At 44.2% G+C, this 21,549-nt stretch carries 21 protein-coding genes; 12 read left to right on the forward strand and 9 right to left on the reverse strand.

Annotated elements, in window-relative coordinates; translation table 11 throughout:
• Positions 1-227: 227 nt before the first annotated feature.
• Together rho and pssA are read left to right on the forward strand one after the other, a co-directional pair.
• A complete protein-coding gene (gene rho / locus BLW16_RS16465; RefSeq protein ID WP_090558659.1) occupies positions 228-1,937 on the forward strand; it encodes a transcription termination factor Rho in 1,710 nt (569 codons plus the stop codon).
• A gap of 6 nt (positions 1,938-1,943) precedes the next feature.
• Positions 1,944-2,627 carry a CDP-diacylglycerol--serine O-phosphatidyltransferase gene (gene pssA / locus BLW16_RS16470; protein ID WP_090558661.1) on the forward strand — a complete coding sequence of 228 codons (684 nt, stop codon included), beginning with the start codon at positions 1,944-1,946 and terminating at the stop codon, positions 2,625-2,627.
• A 47-nt stretch (positions 2,628-2,674) separates the two neighbouring features.
• On the opposite strand, the gene BLW16_RS16475 is transcribed toward pssA, so the two are convergent.
• Both BLW16_RS16475 and folK read right to left on the reverse strand, forming a co-directional pair.
• A complete protein-coding gene (locus tag BLW16_RS16475; RefSeq protein ID WP_090558663.1) occupies positions 2,675-3,052 on the reverse strand; it encodes an Hpt domain-containing protein in 378 nt (125 codons plus the stop codon).
• Positions 3,053-3,063: 11 nt separating this feature from the next.
• Positions 3,064-3,570 carry a 2-amino-4-hydroxy-6-hydroxymethyldihydropteridine diphosphokinase gene (folK, locus tag BLW16_RS16480; protein WP_090558665.1) on the reverse strand — a complete coding sequence of 169 codons (507 nt, stop codon included), beginning with the start codon at positions 3,568-3,570 and terminating at the stop codon, positions 3,064-3,066.
• A gap of 53 nt (positions 3,571-3,623) precedes the next feature.
• On the opposite strand from folK, the gene sppA reads away from it, so the two are divergent.
• Complete coding sequence (gene sppA, locus BLW16_RS16485) at positions 3,624-5,393, forward strand: signal peptide peptidase SppA (RefSeq protein WP_090558667.1); 1,770 nt, start codon at positions 3,624-3,626, stop codon at positions 5,391-5,393.
• A gap of 97 nt (positions 5,394-5,490) precedes the next feature.
• Here the strand turns inward: sppA and BLW16_RS16490 are convergent, their stop codons facing one another.
• Complete coding sequence (locus tag BLW16_RS16490) at positions 5,491-6,132, reverse strand: hypothetical protein (protein ID WP_139298343.1); 642 nt, start codon at positions 6,130-6,132, stop codon at positions 5,491-5,493.
• Positions 6,133-6,210: 78 nt separating this feature from the next.
• Between BLW16_RS16490 and BLW16_RS16495 the strand changes: the two genes are divergently transcribed.
• The 6 genes from BLW16_RS16495 to BLW16_RS16520 are packed head-to-tail and all read left to right on the forward strand — an operon-like array spanning position 6,211 to position 11,463.
• Entirely contained in the window at positions 6,211-7,887 is a 1,677-nt protein-coding gene (locus BLW16_RS16495) for a DNA polymerase/3'-5' exonuclease PolX (RefSeq protein ID WP_090558672.1), read from the forward strand.
• A 49-nt stretch (positions 7,888-7,936) separates the two neighbouring features.
• Positions 7,937-8,911 (forward strand): D-glycero-beta-D-manno-heptose-7-phosphate kinase, encoded by a 975-nt coding sequence (gene rfaE1, locus BLW16_RS16500; RefSeq protein ID WP_090558674.1) that lies wholly within the window; start codon positions 7,937-7,939, stop codon positions 8,909-8,911.
• A 5-nt stretch (positions 8,912-8,916) separates the two neighbouring features.
• Positions 8,917-9,471: a D-sedoheptulose 7-phosphate isomerase gene (gene gmhA, locus BLW16_RS16505; protein WP_090558675.1), complete on the forward strand. Its 555-nt coding sequence runs from the start codon at positions 8,917-8,919 to the stop codon at positions 9,469-9,471.
• 10 nt (positions 9,472-9,481) lie between these two features.
• Positions 9,482-9,973: a D-glycero-beta-D-manno-heptose 1-phosphate adenylyltransferase gene (gene rfaE2, locus BLW16_RS16510; RefSeq protein ID WP_090558677.1), complete on the forward strand. Its 492-nt coding sequence runs from the start codon at positions 9,482-9,484 to the stop codon at positions 9,971-9,973.
• Positions 9,973-10,953 (forward strand): glycosyltransferase family 9 protein, encoded by a 981-nt coding sequence (locus BLW16_RS16515; RefSeq protein ID WP_245735349.1) that lies wholly within the window; start codon positions 9,973-9,975, stop codon positions 10,951-10,953. Before rfaE2 ends, BLW16_RS16515 begins: the two co-directional genes overlap by 1 nt.
• A gap of 9 nt (positions 10,954-10,962) precedes the next feature.
• A complete protein-coding gene (locus BLW16_RS16520) occupies positions 10,963-11,463 on the forward strand; it encodes a SixA phosphatase family protein (protein WP_090558680.1) in 501 nt (166 codons plus the stop codon).
• Here the strand turns inward: BLW16_RS16520 and BLW16_RS16525 are convergent.
• The 5 genes from BLW16_RS16525 to BLW16_RS23320 all read right to left on the reverse strand — a co-directional run bounded on the left by BLW16_RS16525 (position 11,460) and on the right by BLW16_RS23320 (position 16,158).
• Complete coding sequence (locus tag BLW16_RS16525; RefSeq protein WP_175470620.1) at positions 11,460-12,323, reverse strand: AMP nucleosidase; 864 nt, start codon at positions 12,321-12,323, stop codon at positions 11,460-11,462. The genes BLW16_RS16520 and BLW16_RS16525 overlap by 4 nt on opposite strands.
• Positions 12,324-12,448: 125 nt before the next feature.
• Positions 12,449-13,690: an ATP-dependent Clp protease ATP-binding subunit ClpX gene (gene clpX / locus BLW16_RS16530; protein ID WP_090558681.1), complete on the reverse strand. Its 1,242-nt coding sequence runs from the start codon at positions 13,688-13,690 to the stop codon at positions 12,449-12,451.
• Between the two features lie 3 nt (positions 13,691-13,693).
• Positions 13,694-14,389, reverse strand: coding sequence for an ATP-dependent Clp endopeptidase proteolytic subunit ClpP (clpP, locus tag BLW16_RS16535; protein WP_090558682.1), 696 nt, complete (start codon positions 14,387-14,389; stop codon positions 13,694-13,696).
• Between the two features lie 174 nt (positions 14,390-14,563).
• Entirely contained in the window at positions 14,564-15,910 is a 1,347-nt protein-coding gene (tig, locus tag BLW16_RS16540; RefSeq protein ID WP_090558683.1) for a trigger factor, read from the reverse strand.
• 107 nt (positions 15,911-16,017) lie between these two features.
• Positions 16,018-16,158, reverse strand: coding sequence for a hypothetical protein (locus BLW16_RS23320; protein WP_175470621.1), 141 nt, complete (start codon positions 16,156-16,158; stop codon positions 16,018-16,020).
• Positions 16,159-16,164: 6 nt separating this feature from the next.
• Here BLW16_RS23320 and BLW16_RS16545 point away from each other — a divergent pair, with 6 nt between their 5' ends.
• Positions 16,165-17,682, forward strand: coding sequence for a choice-of-anchor I family protein (locus tag BLW16_RS16545; protein WP_090558684.1), 1,518 nt, complete (start codon positions 16,165-16,167; stop codon positions 17,680-17,682).
• 321 nt (positions 17,683-18,003) lie between these two features.
• Here BLW16_RS16545 and BLW16_RS16550 read toward each other — a convergent pair whose 3' ends face one another.
• A complete protein-coding gene (locus BLW16_RS16550) occupies positions 18,004-19,296 on the reverse strand; it encodes an esterase-like activity of phytase family protein (RefSeq protein ID WP_090558685.1) in 1,293 nt (430 codons plus the stop codon).
• A 203-nt stretch (positions 19,297-19,499) separates the two neighbouring features.
• Between BLW16_RS16550 and BLW16_RS16555 the strand changes: the two genes are divergently transcribed.
• Both BLW16_RS16555 and BLW16_RS16560 read left to right on the forward strand, forming a co-directional pair.
• A complete protein-coding gene (locus BLW16_RS16555) occupies positions 19,500-20,852 on the forward strand; it encodes an AAA family ATPase (protein ID WP_090558686.1) in 1,353 nt (450 codons plus the stop codon).
• The gene (locus BLW16_RS16560) at positions 20,853-21,467 is read left to right on the forward strand and encodes an RloB family protein (RefSeq protein WP_090558687.1); all 615 of its coding nucleotides are present in this window, start codon (positions 20,853-20,855) and stop codon (positions 21,465-21,467) included.
• Positions 21,468-21,549: the final 82 nt, after the last annotated feature.

The following is a 21,549-nucleotide window of genomic DNA, read 5'->3' on the forward strand; positions in this document are numbered from 1 at the left end:
TTTTAAAAAGCGGAATTACAATTGTTAAGTAAATTATTTCTAACATTTTCAAATTTTACTTGGAGATTCAGTTACAAATACATACAATTGCAACATAATTCTCTAAAGTTTATCTGATCAGTCCAGAAAATCTCACAAAATTTTGTTCTATTTTTCAAATCCTAGTTGCATTTTTTGCTCTGATATGCCGATAAATACGTTTATAAAAATTTCTCTACACCCACATAATGTTTAACAAAACAGAATTAAATGAAAAGCTTACGGCTGAATTGCGTGAGCTAGCAAAATCTAAGGGGATCCTAAATGCCGACGATATGCGCAAAGCCGAACTGGTTGAAGTCATCCGCCAGATCAGCGAACAAACTGGTGAGCCGGCCCCCATTCCAACAACTGAATCAACCATAGCCGAAATCATTACCAACGATGCAGTTAACCAGGCTCCGGTAAAACAGACAAAAGCGAAGGCTCCAAAGAGCAGCACAGCAGAAAAACCCCTGAGAAAAAGAACGCGCATCTCCAAAGATGAGCCTGAAACAGCCCCGGCTGCAAACCATAACTTTAACAGGGCTTCATTGTTTGACGGTCCGTCAGCAGAAGAACAACAGGAAGTTGTTGCCCAGCCTGAAGCAGAGACTGAAATTACAGCAGCAGCTGCTCCTCAGGCAAAAAAAGAAGAAAGCTCTCCATCCCAGCTACCTGCCAACCCAAATGCCGATCAGAAAAAAGTGAAGCCTTTGAGAGAAGACAACAGGCAGAAGAATGGCAATAACGGGAACAGCAGTAACCAGAAACAAAACGAAAACAGTTATTCTAACCTGGATTTCGACAATACGATCACCAATGAGGGTGTGCTGGAAATCATGCCTGACGGTTACGGATTTTTAAGATCGGCCGACTATAACTACCTTTCTTCTCCTGATGATATCTACGTATCACAGTCACAGATCAAATTATTTGGTCTGAAAACCGGTGATACAGTGAAAGGAAGTATCCGCCCTCCGAAAGAAGGCGAGAAATATTTCCCTCTGGTAAGGGTAGAAACCATTAACGGCCGTCTGCCAGCCGATGTAAGGGACAGGGTTCCTTTCGACTATCTTACTCCGCTGTTCCCTACTGAAAGATTAAACCTTTTCACCGAAACAAACAACTACTCCACACGGATCATCGATTTGTTTACGCCAATCGGTAAAGGTCAGCGTGGTTTGATCGTTGCACAGCCTAAAACCGGTAAAACCAACCTGCTGAAGGAAGTGGCAAATGCGATCGCCAAAAATCACCCTGAAGTATACCTGATCATCCTGCTGATCGATGAGCGCCCGGAAGAGGTGACAGATATGGCAAGAAGCGTACGTGCAGAGGTCATTGCATCAACATTTGATGAGCCTGCTGAACGTCACGTAAAAATTGCCAATATTGTTCTTGAAAAAGCAAAACGCCTGGTAGAATGCGGCCATGATGTAGTGATCCTTCTGGATTCCATCACCCGTCTTGCCCGTGCATACAATACAACGGCCCCTGCTTCAGGTAAAATCCTGTCAGGTGGTGTGGATGCCAATGCCTTACATAAACCAAAACGTTTCTTCGGTGCTGCACGTAACATTGAAAGAGGCGGTTCATTAACTATCCTGGCTACTGCCTTAACAGATACAGGATCTAAAATGGATGAAGTGATCTTTGAAGAATTCAAAGGTACAGGTAACATGGAGCTGCAGTTAGACCGTAAATTATCTAACAAACGTATCTTCCCTGCAATTGACATTACTGCATCAAGTACACGTCGTGATGACCTGCTGCATGACAGAGATACTTTACAAAGAGTATGGATCCTGCGTAACCACCTGGCTGATATGAATGCCCAGGAAGCAATGGAGTTTGTTCAGGCCCAAATCAAGAACACAAAAACCAATGAGGAGTTCTTAATTTCCATGAACAGCTAATTCAAAATGAAGAAACACATTCCTAATGCATTAACTTGCGCCAACCTTCTCTCGGGATGTATTGGTGTAGTTTTTGCATTTAAAGGTAATCTGGATGCAGCGGCCTACATGGTGCTGCTATCCGGAATATTTGATTTCTTTGATGGTTTCGCAGCCCGTTTTCTGGGCGTAAAATCTGCTATTGGCAAGGAACTGGATTCCCTGGCAGATATGGTAAGTTTTGGCTTTCTGCCTGGCGTAGTCATGTTTCAGATGCTTTCGCAAAGCGATTTTGCTTCACCATACCTTCCCTACACCGGTTTCCTGATCACCATGTTCTCGGCATTGCGCCTGGCCAAATTCAACATTGATGAACGGCAGACGGAAGACTTTATCGGGCTGAACACGCCTATGAACACACTGTTTATCGTTTCTCTCCCGTTTATTCAGCGCGATTACCCGGGCTTAGCCAATTCAACGCTGTTACTGCTCGCTATCACTGTGGTCATGTGTTTCCTGCTCACCAGTGAGATCAGGATCTTCTCCCTGAAATTCGGCTCAATGGAATGGGCACAAAACAAGATCAAGTTTATCTTTTTGATCTTGTCAGCATTACTGATTGCCTTTCTGAAATTCGCGGCCATACCTTTTGTACTGGTGTTATACATCAGCATGTCGGTTTTGCATTTCAGGCGTATCCCAAAAATATAAAAAGCCTTCCTTTTACAGAAAGCTTTATTCATCTGTTTACAGCTGAACTAGAGACGTTTCTCCAGTTCAGCTTTAGCTTCGTCCAGCTGCCTGTACAGAATTTGTGCAAAATCAGTAAATTCACGCAATGCCTGGGGCATTACCGAAAGATCTTTCTGGTCACGCGCAGTGTTCTCTATCAGCTGAAGATGTCCCCGCGCATCTTCCCTGCCTACATACGAAAGCGTAGGTTTTATCTTATGCGCATACCCGGCCGCTTTATCCCAATCACCGGCAGCGATGGACTGCTCCAGATCGGTGATATACAGAGGTGTTTGTGATTTGAACATGTCGATCATTTCGATCATAAATTCTGCGCTGTCGCCAGACATATCACGTAGATAAGATAAATCAAGAGGGCTGTTGTTTTTTTCTGCGTCAATCATTTGAGATAAAACTATATAAATTTATGGAAATTTGTGACTGCTAAGTTATCTTTTAATAAGGACAATAAGCCTGTAATATTTTGCTGTAATAACGGGTGGTAAACTTCTCCGGCAATTTCAGCCAGAGGTACCAGCACAAACTTTCTTTCGTGCATTCTCGGATGCGGTACCTGAAGTGTTTCGCCATCACTGACCACCTCCTCCCCATATAAAATAATATCAATATCAATCACCCTCGCGCCCCATTTTTCAGCCCTTATCCTGCCCAGCTCTTCTTCAATCTTCAGCGTATGGCTCAATATTTCGTGCGGTGCCATTGCAGTTTTAATGCCTATCGCAATATTCAGGAAAGAGGGCTGGTCTTCATTCCCCCAGGCGGCAGTTTCATACAGTGACGATACCGCAACGATTTCCCCGATTTCATCCCCGCTTTTGCTGACCGCCTGTCTGATGATCGCCTCCCTGTCCCCTAAATTACTTCCAAGTAACAAATAAACTGTTTTGGTCTCTAAGTGCATATCAACCTTGATTCATTTAATATATATTTACAAATTAATAATTAATCAGCCACATGAGAGAATTTTTTAAGTATGTTTTTGCTACAGTAGTAGGTATTATTATTTCTACATTCCTTATTTTCCTGGTCTTTATTCTTCTCGTAGTGGGCGTTTTATCATCTATAGACGAGGATAAAAGTGTAAATGTACTCAGTAACAGCGTACTTTATCTGAATCTCGACCAAAGCATAAAAGAGCGCACCCCCAATAAAACCCTGGAGAACCTCCCTATCGTTGGCTCCGGCGGAGGAAAAAGTATTGGCTTCAATGAGCTGATCAAAGCCATCAAAAGGGCCAAGACCGATGATAATATCAAATGTGTCTACCTCAATGTAAGTTCTCCCGGTGCAGGAAAAGCTACCCTGAAAGAGATCCGTGATGCCCTGATCGATTTTAAGAAAAGTAAAAAGCAGATCATTGCCTATAGTGAAGTCTATACACAGGATGCCTATTACCTGGCCTCTGTTGCAGATAAAATCTACCTGAACCCGCAGGGTGCCCTGGAGTTTAAAGGTTTCAGCTCGCAGCTTACCTTTTTTAAAGGTGCCCTGGAAAAACTGGGAGTTGAAGCACAGATCATCCGTGTAGGAAATTATAAAAGTGCTGTGGAGCCTTTTATCAATGATAAAATGAGTGATTATAACCGCAAACAGGTGACAGCTTATCTCGGCGGTCTGTATGATACTTTCCTGGAAGGTATCTCTGCCTCCAGGAAGATCCCTAAAGACAGCCTCTTTGTCTATGCAAATACGTACAGGATCCAGCAGCCAAATGATGCCCTGCAATATAAAATGGTGGACGGCCTTAAATATAAGGACGAAGTTCTGGATGAATTAAAATCTTTGAGCGGTACCGAAAAGAACGAAACGCTCTCCACTGTGACGATCAACGATTATGCGGCAAACCAGAAAACTGAAAACAGCGACAGTAAAAATAAAATAGCAGTCATTTATGCCAACGGGGAAATTACCGGCGGCGAAGGCAATGATGAATCTATCGGCTCTGAAAGGATCTCCCGTGCGATCAGAAAGGCCAGAATGGATGAAAAGATCAAAGCGATCGTGCTCCGCGTGAACTCCGGCGGCGGAAGTGCCCTGGCTTCGGATGTGATCTGGAGAGAGATCGTGCTGAGTAAAAAAGTTAAACCCGTGATCGCCTCTTTCGGCGACGTTGCAGCTTCAGGAGGTTATTATATCGCCTGTGCCGCCGATTCCATCTTTGTACAGCCAAATACGATCACCGGATCGATCGGCGTGTTCGGCATTATCCCCAACTTCCAAAACCTGTTCAACAATAAACTGGGCATTACCTTCGATGGGGTAAAAACCGGTCAGTATGCTGATATCATGAGTGTGAACCGCCCGCTTACCGCAGGCGAAAGGCTGATCATTCAAACGGATGTGAACCATGTGTATGACAGCTTTATCACAAGGGTAGCAGAGGGGCGGAAGAAATCCAAAGCTTATATTGACTCCATTGGTGGCGGTCATGTGTGGATCGGTACTGACGCCGTTAAAATCGGTCTGGCCGACAAGCTTGGCAGCTTCAACGATGCCGTAGCGGCAGCCGGTAAAAAGGCCAAATTAAAGGAATACCGCGTAGTGGAATATCCGGAACAGATCAGTACGCTGAAATCCCTGCTGGATGATGGTGCTGATAATGTAAAATTGTATTACGCAAAACAGGAATTCGGTGAGAACTTCATGTTATACCAGCAGATGAAAAAAGCGATTGTGAATGCAGGTATACAGGCGCGGATCCCTTTTGATATTACAGTTCAATAAGGGCATCATACGATCCTGATGCAGGAGCTGCTGTTATTTTCTCACCCAGATCATCACCGGGCAAGAAAATAACAGCAGCTTTTTTATAGAGAACACTTTACAATCTTTTCCAGTCCGGATGTACAGGCAAATAAACAGCATTTGCAGCCCGGTTTTTTACGTGTACTGTGATCGCTGTACAAGTATCGCTTTGCACGTCAAATGCAATCCCTTCAGCAATACTGTCGTAAACACGGAGGGTATCTGTTTTATCTTTACTGTTCAGATAAGTCTCCGTTTTTTTGAGCGAAGGATAAGCGGCCAGCAATGCCGACAGCCTGGTTCCCATACGGATGCCCTCAGCAGTTTGAAACCCCTGAGCCCCTACTGATATTTGTTTGACCGACTTCACCACCATATTGCTGTCGCGATAAGAGGAGAAAATCACAACCGGATCCTTTTTTCCCGTCAGCGTGTCTTTGCCGTACCAGATGCCAAGGGCACTGCCCATTGCCGCATCCCCCTCATCCGGCTTTCCCAGTAGTTTAAATACTTCCTCCATGTCCTGCCCCAGAGATATCTTACCAACCTGCTTTCCTGCAACGATCAGTTCAGAAGGGCCTGCCGTTGGTTTTTTCTTTTCTGTAAAGGTACCGCTGTCCTTAACTGTACTGTCCTGCTTTATTTTCTGATCGGTGGGCGCATGGCAGGCAGCCGTCAGGCCAAGCAGTACCGCTCCCAGATAATTTATACATTTCATACGCTGCAGATCCAAAAAACTATGCCATAAATACATTGTTGGGAGAAAAACGCATCTTTTTATTTATTTTAGCGCCCAATGGAAAACAAGACCATCGCCCGCAGTTTACGGCTCCTTTCTCAACTGATGGAGTTGCATAACGAGAATCCCTTTAAGATCAAAAGTGTAGCAAATGCCGCTTTCAAGGTAGATAAGCTGCCTTTTGCCATCAGTACAAAAAGCCGGGAGGAGATTGAACAGATCGACGGACTCGGTAAAAGTACAGCCTCAAAGGTCTGGGAGTTATTGCAAACCGGAACCATGACCGATCTGCAGCAGATCCTTGCAGAGACACCTGAAGGTATCGTAGAAATGCTGTCCATTAAGGGAATAGGCCCAAAAAAGATCGTAGTGATCTGGAAAGACCTGGGCATAGAAAATATCGGTGAGCTGTATTATGCCTGCAACGAAAACCGCCTGATCGAAGCCAAAGGCTTCGGCCTGAAAACCCAGGACGAGATCAGAAAGGTAATTGAATTTAAAATGGCTGCACAGGGTAAATTCCTGTATGCACAGGCAGAAACATTAGTGGAAAACCTCTCTGCGGAACTCCTGCTGTGGTTAACCCAGACCGGGCTTGCCCCACTTTTCAGTATAGCAGGTGCCTATCGCCGTTACAATGAGATCATAGAAGAGCTGGATTTTGTTGTCGGAGCTGATGACGCAGCAGCTGTAATGGATAAACTGTACTTATTTGCCCCGCTCCCATTTGAGCAGAGCAGCAGCAACCTGTTTACCGCCATGAGCCCTTTTGGCTTAAAGATCCGGCTGCATGTATATGATAAAACTGATTTTTACCTGAACCTGTTTAAACTTACAGGGAATGAAAAACATGTAAATTCCGTACTTCAGCTGGCAGGAAACGGGCCCTTTGCAGATGAAAACGAGATCTACTCAAAAGCAGGGCTGAATTTTGTGGAACCTGAACTTCGCGAAGGACTGAATGAAATTGAACTTGCCGCCTCGGGTACCCTGCCGCAGCTAATCACTTATGAAGATCTGAAGGGCAGCCTGCACAACCACTCTACCTGGAGCGACGGGGTCCATACGCTTGAACAAATGGCCACCTACTGCAAAGATACCCTGAAACTCGAATACCTGGGGATATGCGACCACTCCAAATCGGCATTTTATGCCAACGGATTAAATGAGCAGCGAATTTATGCCCAGCATAAAGAAATTGAAGCCCTGAATGAAAAACTCGCTCCTTTTAAGCTATTCAAAGGCATAGAAAGTGATATCCTGAATGACGGCTCACTGGATTATAGCGATGATATCTTAAAAAGCTTCGATTTTGTTGTGGCCTCTGTACACAGCAATTTAAGGATGGATGAGGAGAAAGCCACCGCCCGCCTGATCAAAGCGATAGAAAATCCGTACACCACCATATTGGGCCACCCTACCGGAAGGTTGCTCCTGAGCAGAAAAGGTTACCCTATAGATTATCATAAGGTGATTGATGCCTGTGCCGCCAATCAGGTGGTCATCGAAATCAATGCCAACCCTCTGCGGTTAGACCTCGACTGGAGATACCATCGTTATGCCCTGGAAAAAGGAGTGTTGTTGTCCGTAAACCCTGACGCACACCGTATGGAAGGTTTCAGGGATATGCATTACGGGGTATACATCGGCAGAAAAGGCGGACTGGAAGCCGCACAATGCCTCAATGCCCTCAGCCTGGCAGAGATCACGGCGTATTTCAACACCGTAAAATAGTAGATACTGTAAGCTCATTATACCTATATTTGAAAATTAATCCCACAGCATGCTCGGAGAAAAACTATACAATGCACATTATAACCATCCAAAACCGAATATCCTGGTTATAGGTGACCTCATGCTGGACCACTACATCTTTGGCAGCGCCTCAAGGCTTTCGCCTGAAGCACCGGTGCCCATTGTAAACGTTAAAAACGAAAATAAGATCATCGGCGGAGCAGCAAATGTGGCCAGTAACCTCATAGACCTTGGTGCAAACGTATTCCTGGCCGGCATAACCGGCAACGATGCCTTTGGCGAAGAGATCAGGGCCATCCTGCAAGCCAAAAACATCGGTACAGACCTGATCATGAAGGACAGCTCCCGTACCACGACAGTGAAAACCCGGGTGATCGCCTCCAATCATCAGATCGTAAGAATAGACCAGGAAGATATCCATGATATCTCAGGGGAAATTGAAGCTGCATTTTACAGTTCATTGCTTCCGTATATCGAAAAGAGCGATATCGTGATTCTCTCCGATTACAATAAAGGATTGCTTACACAAAGCCTTTCCCTGCAGCTCATCAGCGTTTGCAATGCGCTGCAGAAAAAAGTGATCGTAGATCCCAAAGGACTGGATTACACCAAATACAAGGGCGCCTTCATCATCAAGCCAAACCGCAAGGAACTGGCCGAAGCCGCCAAAACAGAAAAGATCCACCGCCAGGAAGACCTGGAATCGGCAGCCAAAGTCATATTTGGGGTTACCGAAACGGCCTACCTGATCGTAACGCTTTCAGAAAACGGAATCGCCATCATTACACCTGAAACCTGCAAGATCATTCCTGTAGTGGCCAACCAGGTGTATGACGTTACCGGCGCCGGTGATACCGTCATCGCCACGCTGGCCTATTGCGTAGGACTGGGTTTTTCTATAGAAGAAGCCTGTACGATCGCAAATTATGCGGCTTCAATTGTGATCAAACATATCGGCAGTGCCACCACCACGATTGACGAAATACTAACAGCTATAAACTAACATCAATGGTTTTAGAAGAACTCAACCATCATCAGCAAACTACAAACAGGGTAATCGCCACACTCGTTCCGGATATTGAAAAAGGCTGCGAAATGGTTACCTCCGTGCTGCAGGCCGGGGGAAAGATCCTGCTTGCAGGAAATGGCGGAAGTGCCGCTGATGCCCAGCACATTGCCGCGGAACTGGCAGGCAGGTATGTGAAAGAGCGAAAAGCCCTTCCGGGAATTGCACTCACTGTAGATACATCGGCCATGACAGCGATCAGTAATGACTATGGTTTCGACTTTGTGTTTTCCAGACAACTAGAGGCACTGGCCCGCGAGAATGATCTTTTTATAGCGATATCGACCAGTGGAAACAGCAGGAACATCATCCATGCCCTGCATACGGCCAAAGAACTGGGCTGCAAAACCATAGGCTTATCCGGAAGGGACGGCGGGGAAATGAACGGCCTCTGTGATCTCAACATCGTGGTACCCGACGAAACCACTGCGAGAATCCAGGAAATGCATATCCTCATCGGTCATATTTTCTGCAATGCCGTAGATCTGAATTATTAAACCCGTTACGATGAACAGTCAGGATACTTTAAACCAAAAAATAGTTTCTTCTGCCCGTTTAGCAGAACTTGTTGCCGGATGGAAAGCAGAAGGAAAGAAAATTGTCTTTACCAATGGCTGTTTTGATCTGCTGCATGCGGGTCATATCGCGTATTTGTCTGAAGCTGCCGACCTGGGCGACAAACTCATTGTTGCGCTGAACAGCGACAGCTCGGTACAATGTATCAAAGGACCTGCAAGGCCCATTAACAATGAGCATACCCGTGCTTCCCTGCTGGCAGCTATGTTCTTCATAGACGCCGTGGTGTTATTCAGCGAAGATACTCCCCTGGAAGTCATTAAAACGGTACTGCCTGCAGTACTTGTAAAGGGCGGGGATTATAAGGCGGAAGACATTGTAGGTGCCGCAGAAACGATTGCGAACGGAGGCAGGGTTGAAGTCCTGAGTTTCCTGACGGGATATTCCTCTACGGCCATCATCGAAAAGATAAAGCATACCTAGTGAAAGCGCCAAAGAAAATACTGGTGATCAGGCTCAGTTCAATGGGCGATATTATTTATACCACACCCGTTGTGCGCTGTTTGAAACAGCAGATACCCGGCTGCGAAGTCCACTTTCTGACCAAGGAGCAATTTAAGTATATCTATCAGCAGAATCCCTATCTCAGCAAGCTGCATCTCCTGAAACCAAAATTAAAAGATACTATTCAGGATATCAAAGATGAAAAGTTTGACCTGATCATAGACCTGCACAATAACCTGCGTACCTCGATCATCAAAATCGCAACGCAGATTCCCTCTTCTACCTACAAAAAAGACAGTATCAAAAAATGGCTGGCCTTAAAATTCAAATGGACCTCCCTCTTTTCGAAAGACCATCTGGTGGACAGGTACCTGGAAACCGTGAAATTCCTCGGTGTGAAAAATGATGATAAACCGATCGATTATTACGTACGCAACCAGTACCGGATCGGGGAATTTCTCCCACCTTCTCACCAGGCTCAGTTCATTGCCTTCGTCATCGGGGCTACCCATTTTACAAAACGGATGCCCAATGAGAAGATCATCGAGATCTGCCGGGGCAGTAAGCTGCCTGTGGTATTGCTGGGCGGAAACGATGTAAAAGACAATGCAACGGAGATCTGTAATGCCGTTGGCCCAAACGTCTATTCCACCTGCGGATTGACCAATCTTGACCAGTCGGTCTTTATTGTTTCACAGGCCCATAAGGTCATCGGCTTTGATACCGGACTTACCCATATTGCGGAAGCATTTGATAAACCCATTGTTTCGGTATGGGGCGGAACAACACCCGAACTGCTGGGCGTATATCCTTACAAGGTCAAGGACTCGCTCATTGCAGGGATAGATTTATCCTGCAGGCCCTGCTCCAAATTTGGCCTGGAGCAATGCCCGCTCGGACATTTTAAGTGTATGAAAAACATTCCTGCGGCGGAAATTGTTAATTTTACAAATACCTAAAGCAACCGAATGGCCAAACAACTTATAGTCGTACGACACGGAAAGTCAGATCAGGGCGAATATGGAATGTCTGATTTTGACAGGACATTAAACCATCGTGGCAATAAAAATGCCCATGAAATGGCGGAAAGGATCATCCAGAAAGGCATTGTTCCTGAATTGATTGTAAGCAGTCCGGCGAAAAGGGCCTTAACTACAGCCAGACACTATGCCGACGTACTAAAAGTTCCTTACGGAGATATTCAGCTGGAGCCGACAGTGTACGAAGCAAATACTACTGCCCTGCTCCGGGTGATCAACCGCCTGCATAACGATTATGACCGCATTGCATTGTTTGGGCATAATCCCGGTTTTACAGAGCTGGTCAATTACCTGGCCGATGCAAAGATCTATAATCTGCCAACAGCAGGCGTAGTGGTGATAGATTTCCCGTTTGATGACTGGTCAATGGTAAGTCAGCATACAGGAAATGTGTTGTTATTCGATTCTCCGAAAAACGCCGACGATTAAAAATGAAGGTGTTTTACCGTGAGGCCGTTATTGATCAGCTGTTTTAAGGAATCAATACCTATTCTCAGGTGCGACTCTACATAATTGGTAGTCACTGTACTATCGCTTTCTGCAGTTTTAACTCCCTCAGGGATCATTGGCTGATCAGAGACCAGTAACAACGCGCCGGTAGGTATTTTATTTGCGAAACCAGTGGTAAAGATAGTTGCGGTTTCCATATCTACGGCCATTGCCCTCAATGTTTTCAGGTATTTCTTAAATTCTTTGTCATGCTCCCAAACCCTGCGGTTAGTGGTATAACAGGTTCCTGTCCAGTAATCACGGGAGTGGTCACGGATGGTCGTAGATATTGCTTTCTGCAAGGCGAAAGCAGGTAATGCGGGCACTTCTGCGGGCATATAATCATTAGAAGTACCTTCACCTCTGATCGCGGCGATCGGCAGGATCAGATCACCCAGCTGGTTTTTCTTTTTCAATCCACCGCATTTCCCCAGAAACAAAACGGCCTTGGGGCTGATTGCACTCAGCAGGTCCATCATTGTGGCTGCCAGCGGGCTTCCCATACCAAAGTTGATGATCGTGATCCCATTGGCCGTTACGCTTTGCATGGGCTTATCCAGTCCCATAATCGGGGCATCATCATTCCACTCCGAGAACATCTGCACGTACTTGCTGAAATTGGTCAGCAGAATATATTGTCCGAACTCTTCCAAAGGCCGGCCTGTATATCTTGGCAGCCAGTTTTTCACAATATCTCCTTTAGATTTCAGTCCGGATTTAACCGGCGATTCTACTTCTTTGATCTTTTTTGCTTTTTCTACGATGATCTCATCTTTTTTTACTTCTTTTTCTTCATTCATATCTATTCATTTTAATTCACATATTTTACCCCGCAAAGATCACCTGGCGCTGCATATGGCCAAGAGCTGCTGTGGGGTAAAATAACAAGGTAAAAAAAAATCCCCGTTAAACGGGGATTAAATTTTTATGCAGCTTTTAACTTTTTAAAGTCGGCCTTTTCAAATTTTTCAACCGCATAATCGAGCGAGATGACCAGCTCCTTTATACTGGTATCGGACGGTATGTCAAACATGGCATCCAGCATAATTGCTTCACAAATGGATCTTAATCCCCTTGCACCCAGTTTGTATTCCATCGCTTTATCCACGATAAAATCAAGAACATCGTCTTCGAATACCAGTTTTACGCCTTCAAATTCAAACAGCTTCACATACTGGCGGAACAAAGAATTCTTTGGTTCGGTCAATATATTACGCAATGCCTGTTTATCCAGAGGATTCAGGTGCGTCAATACCGGCACACGGCCGATCAGTTCAGGTATCAGGCCAAATGATTTCAGATCCTGGGGAGTGATATACTTGTAAAGGTTATCGAGGTCAAGTTCCGTATCGTCCTTTTTTACTTTGTATCCTACTGCCTGTGTACGTAATCTGTTGGCAATCTTACGCTCAATACCATCAAACGCTCCACCGCAGATAAACAGGATATTATTGGTGTTTACCGGAATCATTTTCTGGTCAGGATGTTTACGTCCTCCCTGAGGGGGAACATTCACGACAGTACCTTCCAGGATCTTTAACAATGCCTGTTGTACGCCTTCACCAGATACATCTCTTGTGATAGAGGGGTTATCGCTTTTACGCGCCACCTTATCCACCTCATCGATATAAACAATTCCACGTTCTGCAGAAGCCACATCATAATCCGCAGCCTGAAGCAAACGGGTAAGGATACTTTCCACATCTTCACCTACATATCCTGCTTCTGTCAATACCGTAGCATCACAGATACAGAAGGGCACATGCAGGATCTTGGCAATAGTTTTCGCCAGTAACGTTTTACCCGTACCAGTTTCGCCAACCAGCATAATATTGGATTTTTCGATCTCTACCTCATCGGCCTTGTCTACCTTCTGCCCTAACCTTTTATAGTGGTTATACACAGCTACTGACAGCACCTTCTTGGCATCATCCTGACCAATAACATACTGATCAATATGTGCCTTAATCTCCATTGGTTTGAGCAGGGTAACTGATGCATCAAGGCCTTTCGACTGTTTATTGCCGAATTCCTGCAGCACCAGTTGATGAGCCTGAGTAACGCATTTATCACAAATGTATGCATCAAGCCCTTCAATAAGCATCAACGTATCCTGCTTACTTGAACCGCAAAAAGAGCAACGGGATTCTTTTGTTTGTTTAGCCATTATCTATTTTTTATCCGTATTGGAACCTAATACTTCGTCAATCATTCCAAAGCTTTTGGCTTCATCGGCTTTCATCCAGTAATCACGGTCTGAAGCTTTTTCTACCCATTCGTATGTTTGGCCGGAATGATCAGAAATAATATCATACAATTCTTTTTTCAATTTCAGCATTTCCCTTAAGTTGATCTCCATATCTGAAGCAACACCCTGAGAACCTCCTGAAGGCTGGTGGATCATTACACGGGAGTGAGGTAACGCTGCGCGTTTTCCTTTGGCTCCTGCAACTAACAATACTGCACCCATTGAAGCAGCCATACCTGTACAGATTGTAGCTACATCAGGAGTAATATACTGCATTGTATCATAAATGCCTAATCCTGCATAAACAGAACCACCTGGTGAGTTGATATAAATCTGTATATCCCTGTTGTTATCGGTTGACTGAAGGAACAGCAATTGTGCCTGGATGATATTGGCATTGCCATCATGAATGGCGTCACCCAGGAAGATGATCCTGTCCATCATCAGACGGGAGAATACATCCATTTGCGCAACATTCAGCTGACGTTCTTCAATGATGTAAGGAGTCATGCTTTTAGGAGACATATTGGTTTGGCCAATATAACGATCAACGTTTAAGCCGTTAATACGGTGATGTTTAACTGCGTACTTTCTAAATTCGTCTTTATCTATATTCATTGTTATAATAATATATATTAATTTATTTGTCGTTTATCATTGCCAAAGTAATCAAACTAAGTTGGCAATTTATTTGGGTATTGTAAAATTTAAATTAGCGGATATAAATAAGGCGGCCTTAAATTAAAGCCGCCTTATCATAAGATTAAGAATTTGAGTAATCTTATTAAAAGATTAATTCATTTCTATAAATTTATTATAAGCTATATCTTTTTGGTCTAAAGTGGCAACCGATTGAATGTATTCAAAAACCTTAATGGCTTTTACTTCTTCAAAAATGCGGTTCGCATTGTCTTTTTCCTGAAGGAAAGTAGCTGTATATTCAGCCAGCTGTTCTTCAGGAAGCGGAGCAGGACTATACATTTTGAATTGCGCATCCAAACGTTGCTTAGCGGTTGCGAATACATCTTCGTATTTAATTTCGAGACTGTTGTCTTTAATGATCTTGTTTTCAATCAAAGTCCATTTTAAGTTTTTCGCGAAATCGTCATATCCTTCAGCCAGTTCAGCATCAGATAATTTCTCATTCGTAGCTTTCAGCCATTTGCGCAAAAACTCATCAGGCAAGTCCATTTTCACACTTTCAGTCAATTGAGTGTACATATCGTTCTGCAGTTTGCGGTCCGCATCCTGTTTGAACATACCTTCAATTTCTTCTGTGATCTTTGCAGTAAAACCAGCTTCGTCAGTCACTACACCTTCACCAAATATTTTATCAAAGAACTCCTGGTTCAAATCCGCTTCTTCCAGACGGTTTACATTTTTAACCGTCACCTGGAAGTTAGACTTCAGATCTTTGGCTTCTTCTTCACCGATGTTCAATAATTTAGCAATTACTGTTTCATTGTTGTCAAAAGCTTTCTGAACGTCCAATTCAAATACGTCGTCTTTTTTCCTGCCGGTCAGAGATTTTAAAATCGCTTTATCTTTAACCAGGTCTAAACGGATAGAGCCAGTACTATTGATACCACCTTCAAAAACTGAACCATCAGGAGAAAGTTGTGCTAATTCGGCATAAAGTACATCTTCGTCTGCCGAAACTTCCGGGTTTGACATTTTGCCATAGCTGCGACGGATATTTTTGATACGTGAAGCGAGGGTTTCTTCGTCTGCTTTTACATTGTACTGAACGAATTTATCTTTTGATGTGATGGTGATATCAACAGCCGGAGCAAGACCAATTTCATAGTCGAACTCAAACTCATCGGCACCGTCCCATTTAAAATCTTTTGAATCATCCATTACCGGCACAGGCTGACCAAGGATCTCCACTTTGCTGTCTGTTAAAAATTTGTTAAGGTTTTCACTTAACAATGTATTTATAGTTTCGATAAGGATGCTTTTGCCATACATTTTTTTGATATGTGCAGCTGGCACCATTCCTTTACGAAAACCTGGAAGATTAGATTTCTTGGCTTGTTCTTTTATAGACTTGTCGACCTTTTCAGTATAATCTTCAGGCGAAATTTTAATTTTTACAACTGCGTTTAAGTCGTCAATTTTTTCCTGTGTAATATTCATCTTTCTGAATCAATGTTTTAAAATGTCTTTTAATCAAAAATCCAGCCGATATGCTGCCGGATGGTTGTAGGGTGCCAAAAGTATTATTTTTTCCCGAATTAGACGATTTAAATGTCAATTTGTCTGCCGGGCACAGCTTTACCTGCAATTACGGCTTCGGAAACAAAGGTCTTCGTCCTTAACAAATCCTTAACACCGGCATTACTGCCCGGTAATCCCGGAATGATATTTTGGGCGCTTAACCCCATAACCGTATGAAGAATACACTACTGCTCTTACTTCTGCTGCTGACTTTTGCAGGATGTAAAAAAGACAAACAAGATTCTGCCGCTGAGGGCGAGTTCTTTGTAAATGAAGATGCTGCTACATTTTCACAAATCAGCTCTCTTGACATTGGCGATACCGGAGCTGCCGAGATCACTGCCTTTGATCCGGCTACAAACCGCCTCTTTGTGGTAAATAACGGAACTGTTAATAAAATTGACGTGATCGATTTTAAGGATCCCGCAAACATGAAGGTCATTGGCTCTATCAGTATGGCACCTTATGGAGGCGCAGTAAACAGCGTAGCCGTTTCAGATGGCAAGCTCGCTGCTGCTATAGAATCACTGGATAAGCAGGCAAATGGTAAGGTGGCCGTGTTTAAAACGAGCGACTATAGCGAGATCAAAGTGATCAGCGTTGGCGCATTACCAGATATGATCACCTTCTCCCCTGACGGAAAATACATCCTGACAGCAAATGAAGGCGAGCCCAATGATGCCTATACCGTTGATCCTGCCGGCACAGTTTCCATCATTTCAGTAAATGATAATTATGCAGTCAGCACCCTCGATTTTTCCAGCCTGGCTGGTCAGCAGGCTGCCCTGACGGCCAAGGGATTCAGGATATTTGGCGTTGGCAAGGATTTCGTGAAAGATATTGAACCGGAATATATTACGGTATCTGCCGACTCAAAAACTGCCTGGATCACTTTGCAGGAGAACAATGCGATTGCAAAACTGGACCTTAGTTCAAAAACGATCACGAATATCTTTCCTTTAGGCTTTAAAGATTACAATGCGGATGGTAACGAGATTGATCTGAGTGACCAGGACAGCAAAACGGCACTGGCAAAATGGAACGTTAAAGGAATATATATGCCGGACGGAATAGCGGTAATAGAATCTGGTGGCACACCTTACCTTTTTACCGCCAATGAAGGTGATTCAAGAGAATATACGGGTCTGACAGAAGTAAAAAGGGCAAAATCAGTGAAGCTTGACCCAACCCTGTTTCCAACGGCAGCTCTCCTGCAGCAGGATGCCCAGTTAGGCAGGTTAAATATCACCACCACGCTTGGCGATACCGATGGAGATGGTGATTTCGACGCGCTGTACTCCCTTGGAGCCCGTTCTTTCAGCGTATGGAATGGGAATGACGGTTCGCAGCTATTCGACAGCAAGAATGAACTTGATGTAAAAACCATCGCCGCAGGTGTTTACGATGATACCAGGAGTGATGACAAATCGGTAGAGCCTGAAGGCATAACCATTGGTAAGATCGGCAATAAAAATGTAGCCTTTGTAGGCATGGAAAGAGCAGATGCGGTAGCAGTTTATGACGTGACAGTTCCAACCAAGCCCGTTTTTCTGCAGCTGCTGAAATGTGGTGATGCCCCTGAGGGAGTGCTGATCATACCTGCAAAAGACAGCCCGACAAAAAAGAGCCTGCTCGTAGTGAGCAGTGAAAATGACGGCGTAATCACAGTTTACACGCCAAAAACCATTTAACTTTTAGTGCTGGTGGGTACACTGGCGCGTAAGGGATACTACCAGGCGGTACCACTGGTAATATACTGATCTGCTAAAAATAGTAAGGAGATCGTAAACCAGTCCTGCCGGGCATAGCCCGAAGTTACCTTTTAATTACCCCGGCTATACCTCAGCTATACCTACGGGGGTATAGCTGAGGTATAGCCGGGGTATGATTTGAGTACATCTGAAGTATGCCTGATCAGACCAGACTAACAACAAGATACAACCTGTATCATTCCTATGATAAGGCCATTACCGGGCCGTTACAGCATCGTATGCGATACCTTGCTGATGAGGTTACAGCTGGATTTTCTTAAAATACAAACGGTTGTGATCCACTGAGTTTGTAGCAGGGAGTATTTTGGCCATAAAGCCGCTGTTGCCGTTATCCACTACACCAAAGTCATCATCATTGGAGATCACTAGTATATTACCAGGTAATATGGCCAGTCCTTCGGCTTTATCATGCGGATATACCGATGGCAGGTCTTTCAAAAGATCCAGTACTACTGTTTTCGAAACGGGAATAATACCGGCAGACTGAAGCCCTGCTGCATCATTGAACTGTTCTACCGTTTTACCGTCATAGAGCTTGCCATTTGCTCCGTTCGCCGGATCAGATATATCCGTGGCCTTGCTCAGGTCGATCTTGAAGATCTTTTTAAAGGTAGCAGGATTGGTAGCGGCACCTCCATAGTTACCATCGCGTTCTACAGTTAAAAATGTAGTGCTGTTCACTGCTACGATATCACTCACCCCGGTAAGCGTCACATTGTCCATTACATAGGCATACTGTTTGGTCGCGCCTGTGGCAATATCAAAAGTAAGGATACGCAAAACTGTGGAATTCGCAGTAGCCGTTTTTGACGGGTTATACATGGGTGACTGCATCATGCCAACCAGTGTTTTTCCATCCGGCGTAATGGCCAGGCCTTCCATACCGCGGTTTGCCCTGCGGGTGGCAAATACCGCCGGGATTTTACGTCCCCCGGTTCCCGTTCCGAACGGATTAATACGCTCAATAGTACGGCCACTGGCATCAAAATGTACGATATGCGGTCCATATTCATCACTGATCCAGAAGGATCCGTCAGCAGCCAGTACCATCCCTTCGGAGTCAATTCCATCAGCACTTGGCGCAATGGTCTGACCGGTAAGGTCATAAGCAGTTTCACCAGATGCACCCATTCCGGCAGGATTTGGAAGTCCGTTGAGTTTAGCCCCCAAAGCATTCTTTAATTCGATAGTTTGTTCCAGTATCAATTTGCCATCCTTCAGTCTGAATTTACCGATAGCAGGTGCAAAATCAGGTTTCCCTATAATAATTGAATTCGCCAGCTGACCCGCCACATTAGGACCACGATCAGTTAACATATAAAAAACATCGGGTGAATTGGGATCTGCGGCTACTGCGGAACCAAAACCTCCATTGTACACCTTCACCCCGCTGGCAGTGGTCATCAAAAGAGCCGGATCAGAGGCTTCCGCCATATCCGGATAAGTGAATGGTGTTTCATTGTTATGGTCTTTTTTGCAGGCAGAAATAGTTACGGCAGCCATAAGCAGCGTATGAAGTAATTGTTTTTTCATGTGAAATTTAGTTAGAATTAATTTTCACAAAGTAGATTAACGGTATAAACACAGCGTTAAGCTAACGATAAGAAAATGAGACAGGAGATCTGATGGTGTCTCAACTACCGCGAAAAAAAGTACACAACCGTAACATTTATAATAAATTTATTTAGTGTTATTTTTGCTACATTTGCAATTGACCTGCAAAAATTAGAATAATAATGATTCAATACCTCAAAATAAAAAACTTCGGTCCAATTAAAGACGAAGTTGAATTAAGTTTCGAAGCAATACTGAATGAAGAAATGTCTGATGATATCTATTCGGTGATCATGCCTGATGGTTGCAAGCTGCTAAAGCTGGCGTACATCTATGGGGCGAATGCTTCTGGTAAAACTACAATACTGAAAGCAATTGAATTTCTCCGAAAACTACTTTTAAATCCACTGCTTGAAAAGTCGGAAAAATTAGATTTCGAACCCTTTTTATTTTGCGAAGACGCGCAAACATCAAGGTCCTCAATAGAGTTTGCCTTTTATGCAAACCAGCGCCGTCACGTATATCAAATAAATTTTAATTCCGAGGCTGTTATCAGCGAAAGGCTTGTCTATTACCAAAGTGCCAAACCAACCGAAATCTTTAATCGGGAGACAGACCTTGAAAAACGATTGGCAAAAATCCAGTTTGGAAGTAAAATTAAAGTCCCGGCAAAGGAAAGAGAGCGCCTTGAAGCCAATACACTACACAACAATACCGTACTGGGGGCATTTGCGAAAACCAATGCGGATATCTTCGAGCTCGAAGCCTTGAATATGTGGCTAAGTACATTTTTCCTGGGAATGATCACCGGCAACAGCAATATCACCTCGCCAATCGCTGAAATGATGGCCACTAATCCAAACGTCAGTACATGGCTTAATACATTTATGAACAAAGCCGACAGGCAGATAACAAAAGTACATACCGAAAGTGACGATACACTGAGCACTATACTCAAAAATTTCGACATTAAAAACACAGATAAGTTTCCTCAAGGCTCTGTTAAAATCAACAGCTCCATAGATCCGGCAACAGGTTCATTCACAGACAAATTCAAGATCAATGGGGCCGCTGTTGCTGTCACCCGGCGGGTGGAAGTGACACATGAAACGCCAGCAGGCAGCTTCATCTTACCAATTGAATCAGAAAGCACTGGCACACAGCGATATTTTGCCTTAGGTGCTCCTTTATACATGCTAGTCCACTCAAAAGCATTACTATTGATTGACGAGCTGGAAAATTCACTGCATCCAGACCTGATGAAACATTTCCTGCAAACCTTTCTGGCGAATGCAGGAGAATCTCAGATGCTGATCACCACGCACAACGTTGGACTGATGGAAGAAATCGACTTCATCCGCCGGGATGCCCTGTGGTTCGCTGAAAAAAAGGAAGATGGATCGGTAGATTTATATTCTGCTGCAGATTTTGACAGCGGTATATTGCGCAAGGGGGCAAGCCTTGTCAACGCTTACCGTGCGGGAAGACTGGGCGCAAAACCCAATCTTGGCTCACCATTTATTCCGCAAAACTAAATGAACAGGCAGTCAAAACTAAGAAACCTTCGATATAGTGTTGCCCTTGTGGGTGACGGATTTTCCGAAAGCATTTATTTCACGGACTTTAGAGACACAGAAAGACCCGAAGGGCTTAAGATCATTCCCGATTTTCCAGGGCGAATCGGGAGCTATTCCGGCGTACTAGACCGAGCCATCTCTCTTAAGGAAGATTATGACCGGGTTTATGCAATGGTCGATATGGACGCGGTGATCTCACAACAGCAAGATCAACAATACCAGCGTCATAAACGTGCCGCCGAGCGTGAAGGAGTAATTATACTAGAAAACAATCCGTGTTTTGAATTCTGGCTATTGCTTCACTTCCAGCAGACCGGACGGTTATTTCAAAACTGCGAACAGGTAATTACCCTACTTCGCCGACATATTCCAGAATATAATAAGGGCTTAAAATTCCTTGAAAAACTACGGCTCTTTGCCACCTTACGTGATCGTCTACCTCAAGCCATGGAAAATGCCGCCCGTCTTGAGCACAACCGTGATGATCACGATCCGCTTTATCCAAGGGCTGAAATTTTTAAGTTTTTCGAATGGTATACAGTCCGCCAAAAAGCTACCCATATCCTTTCTTAGCCTTGTTGGTCCTATATCATCTATCTAAAATAGATGATATGAACTTAAATAAAAACTCTTAAAAAAAAAAGCAGTCCGTTAA

Source organism: Pedobacter hartonius, from assembly GCF_900107535.1.
Taxonomy (GTDB): domain Bacteria; phylum Bacteroidota; class Bacteroidia; order Sphingobacteriales; family Sphingobacteriaceae; genus Pedobacter; species Pedobacter hartonius.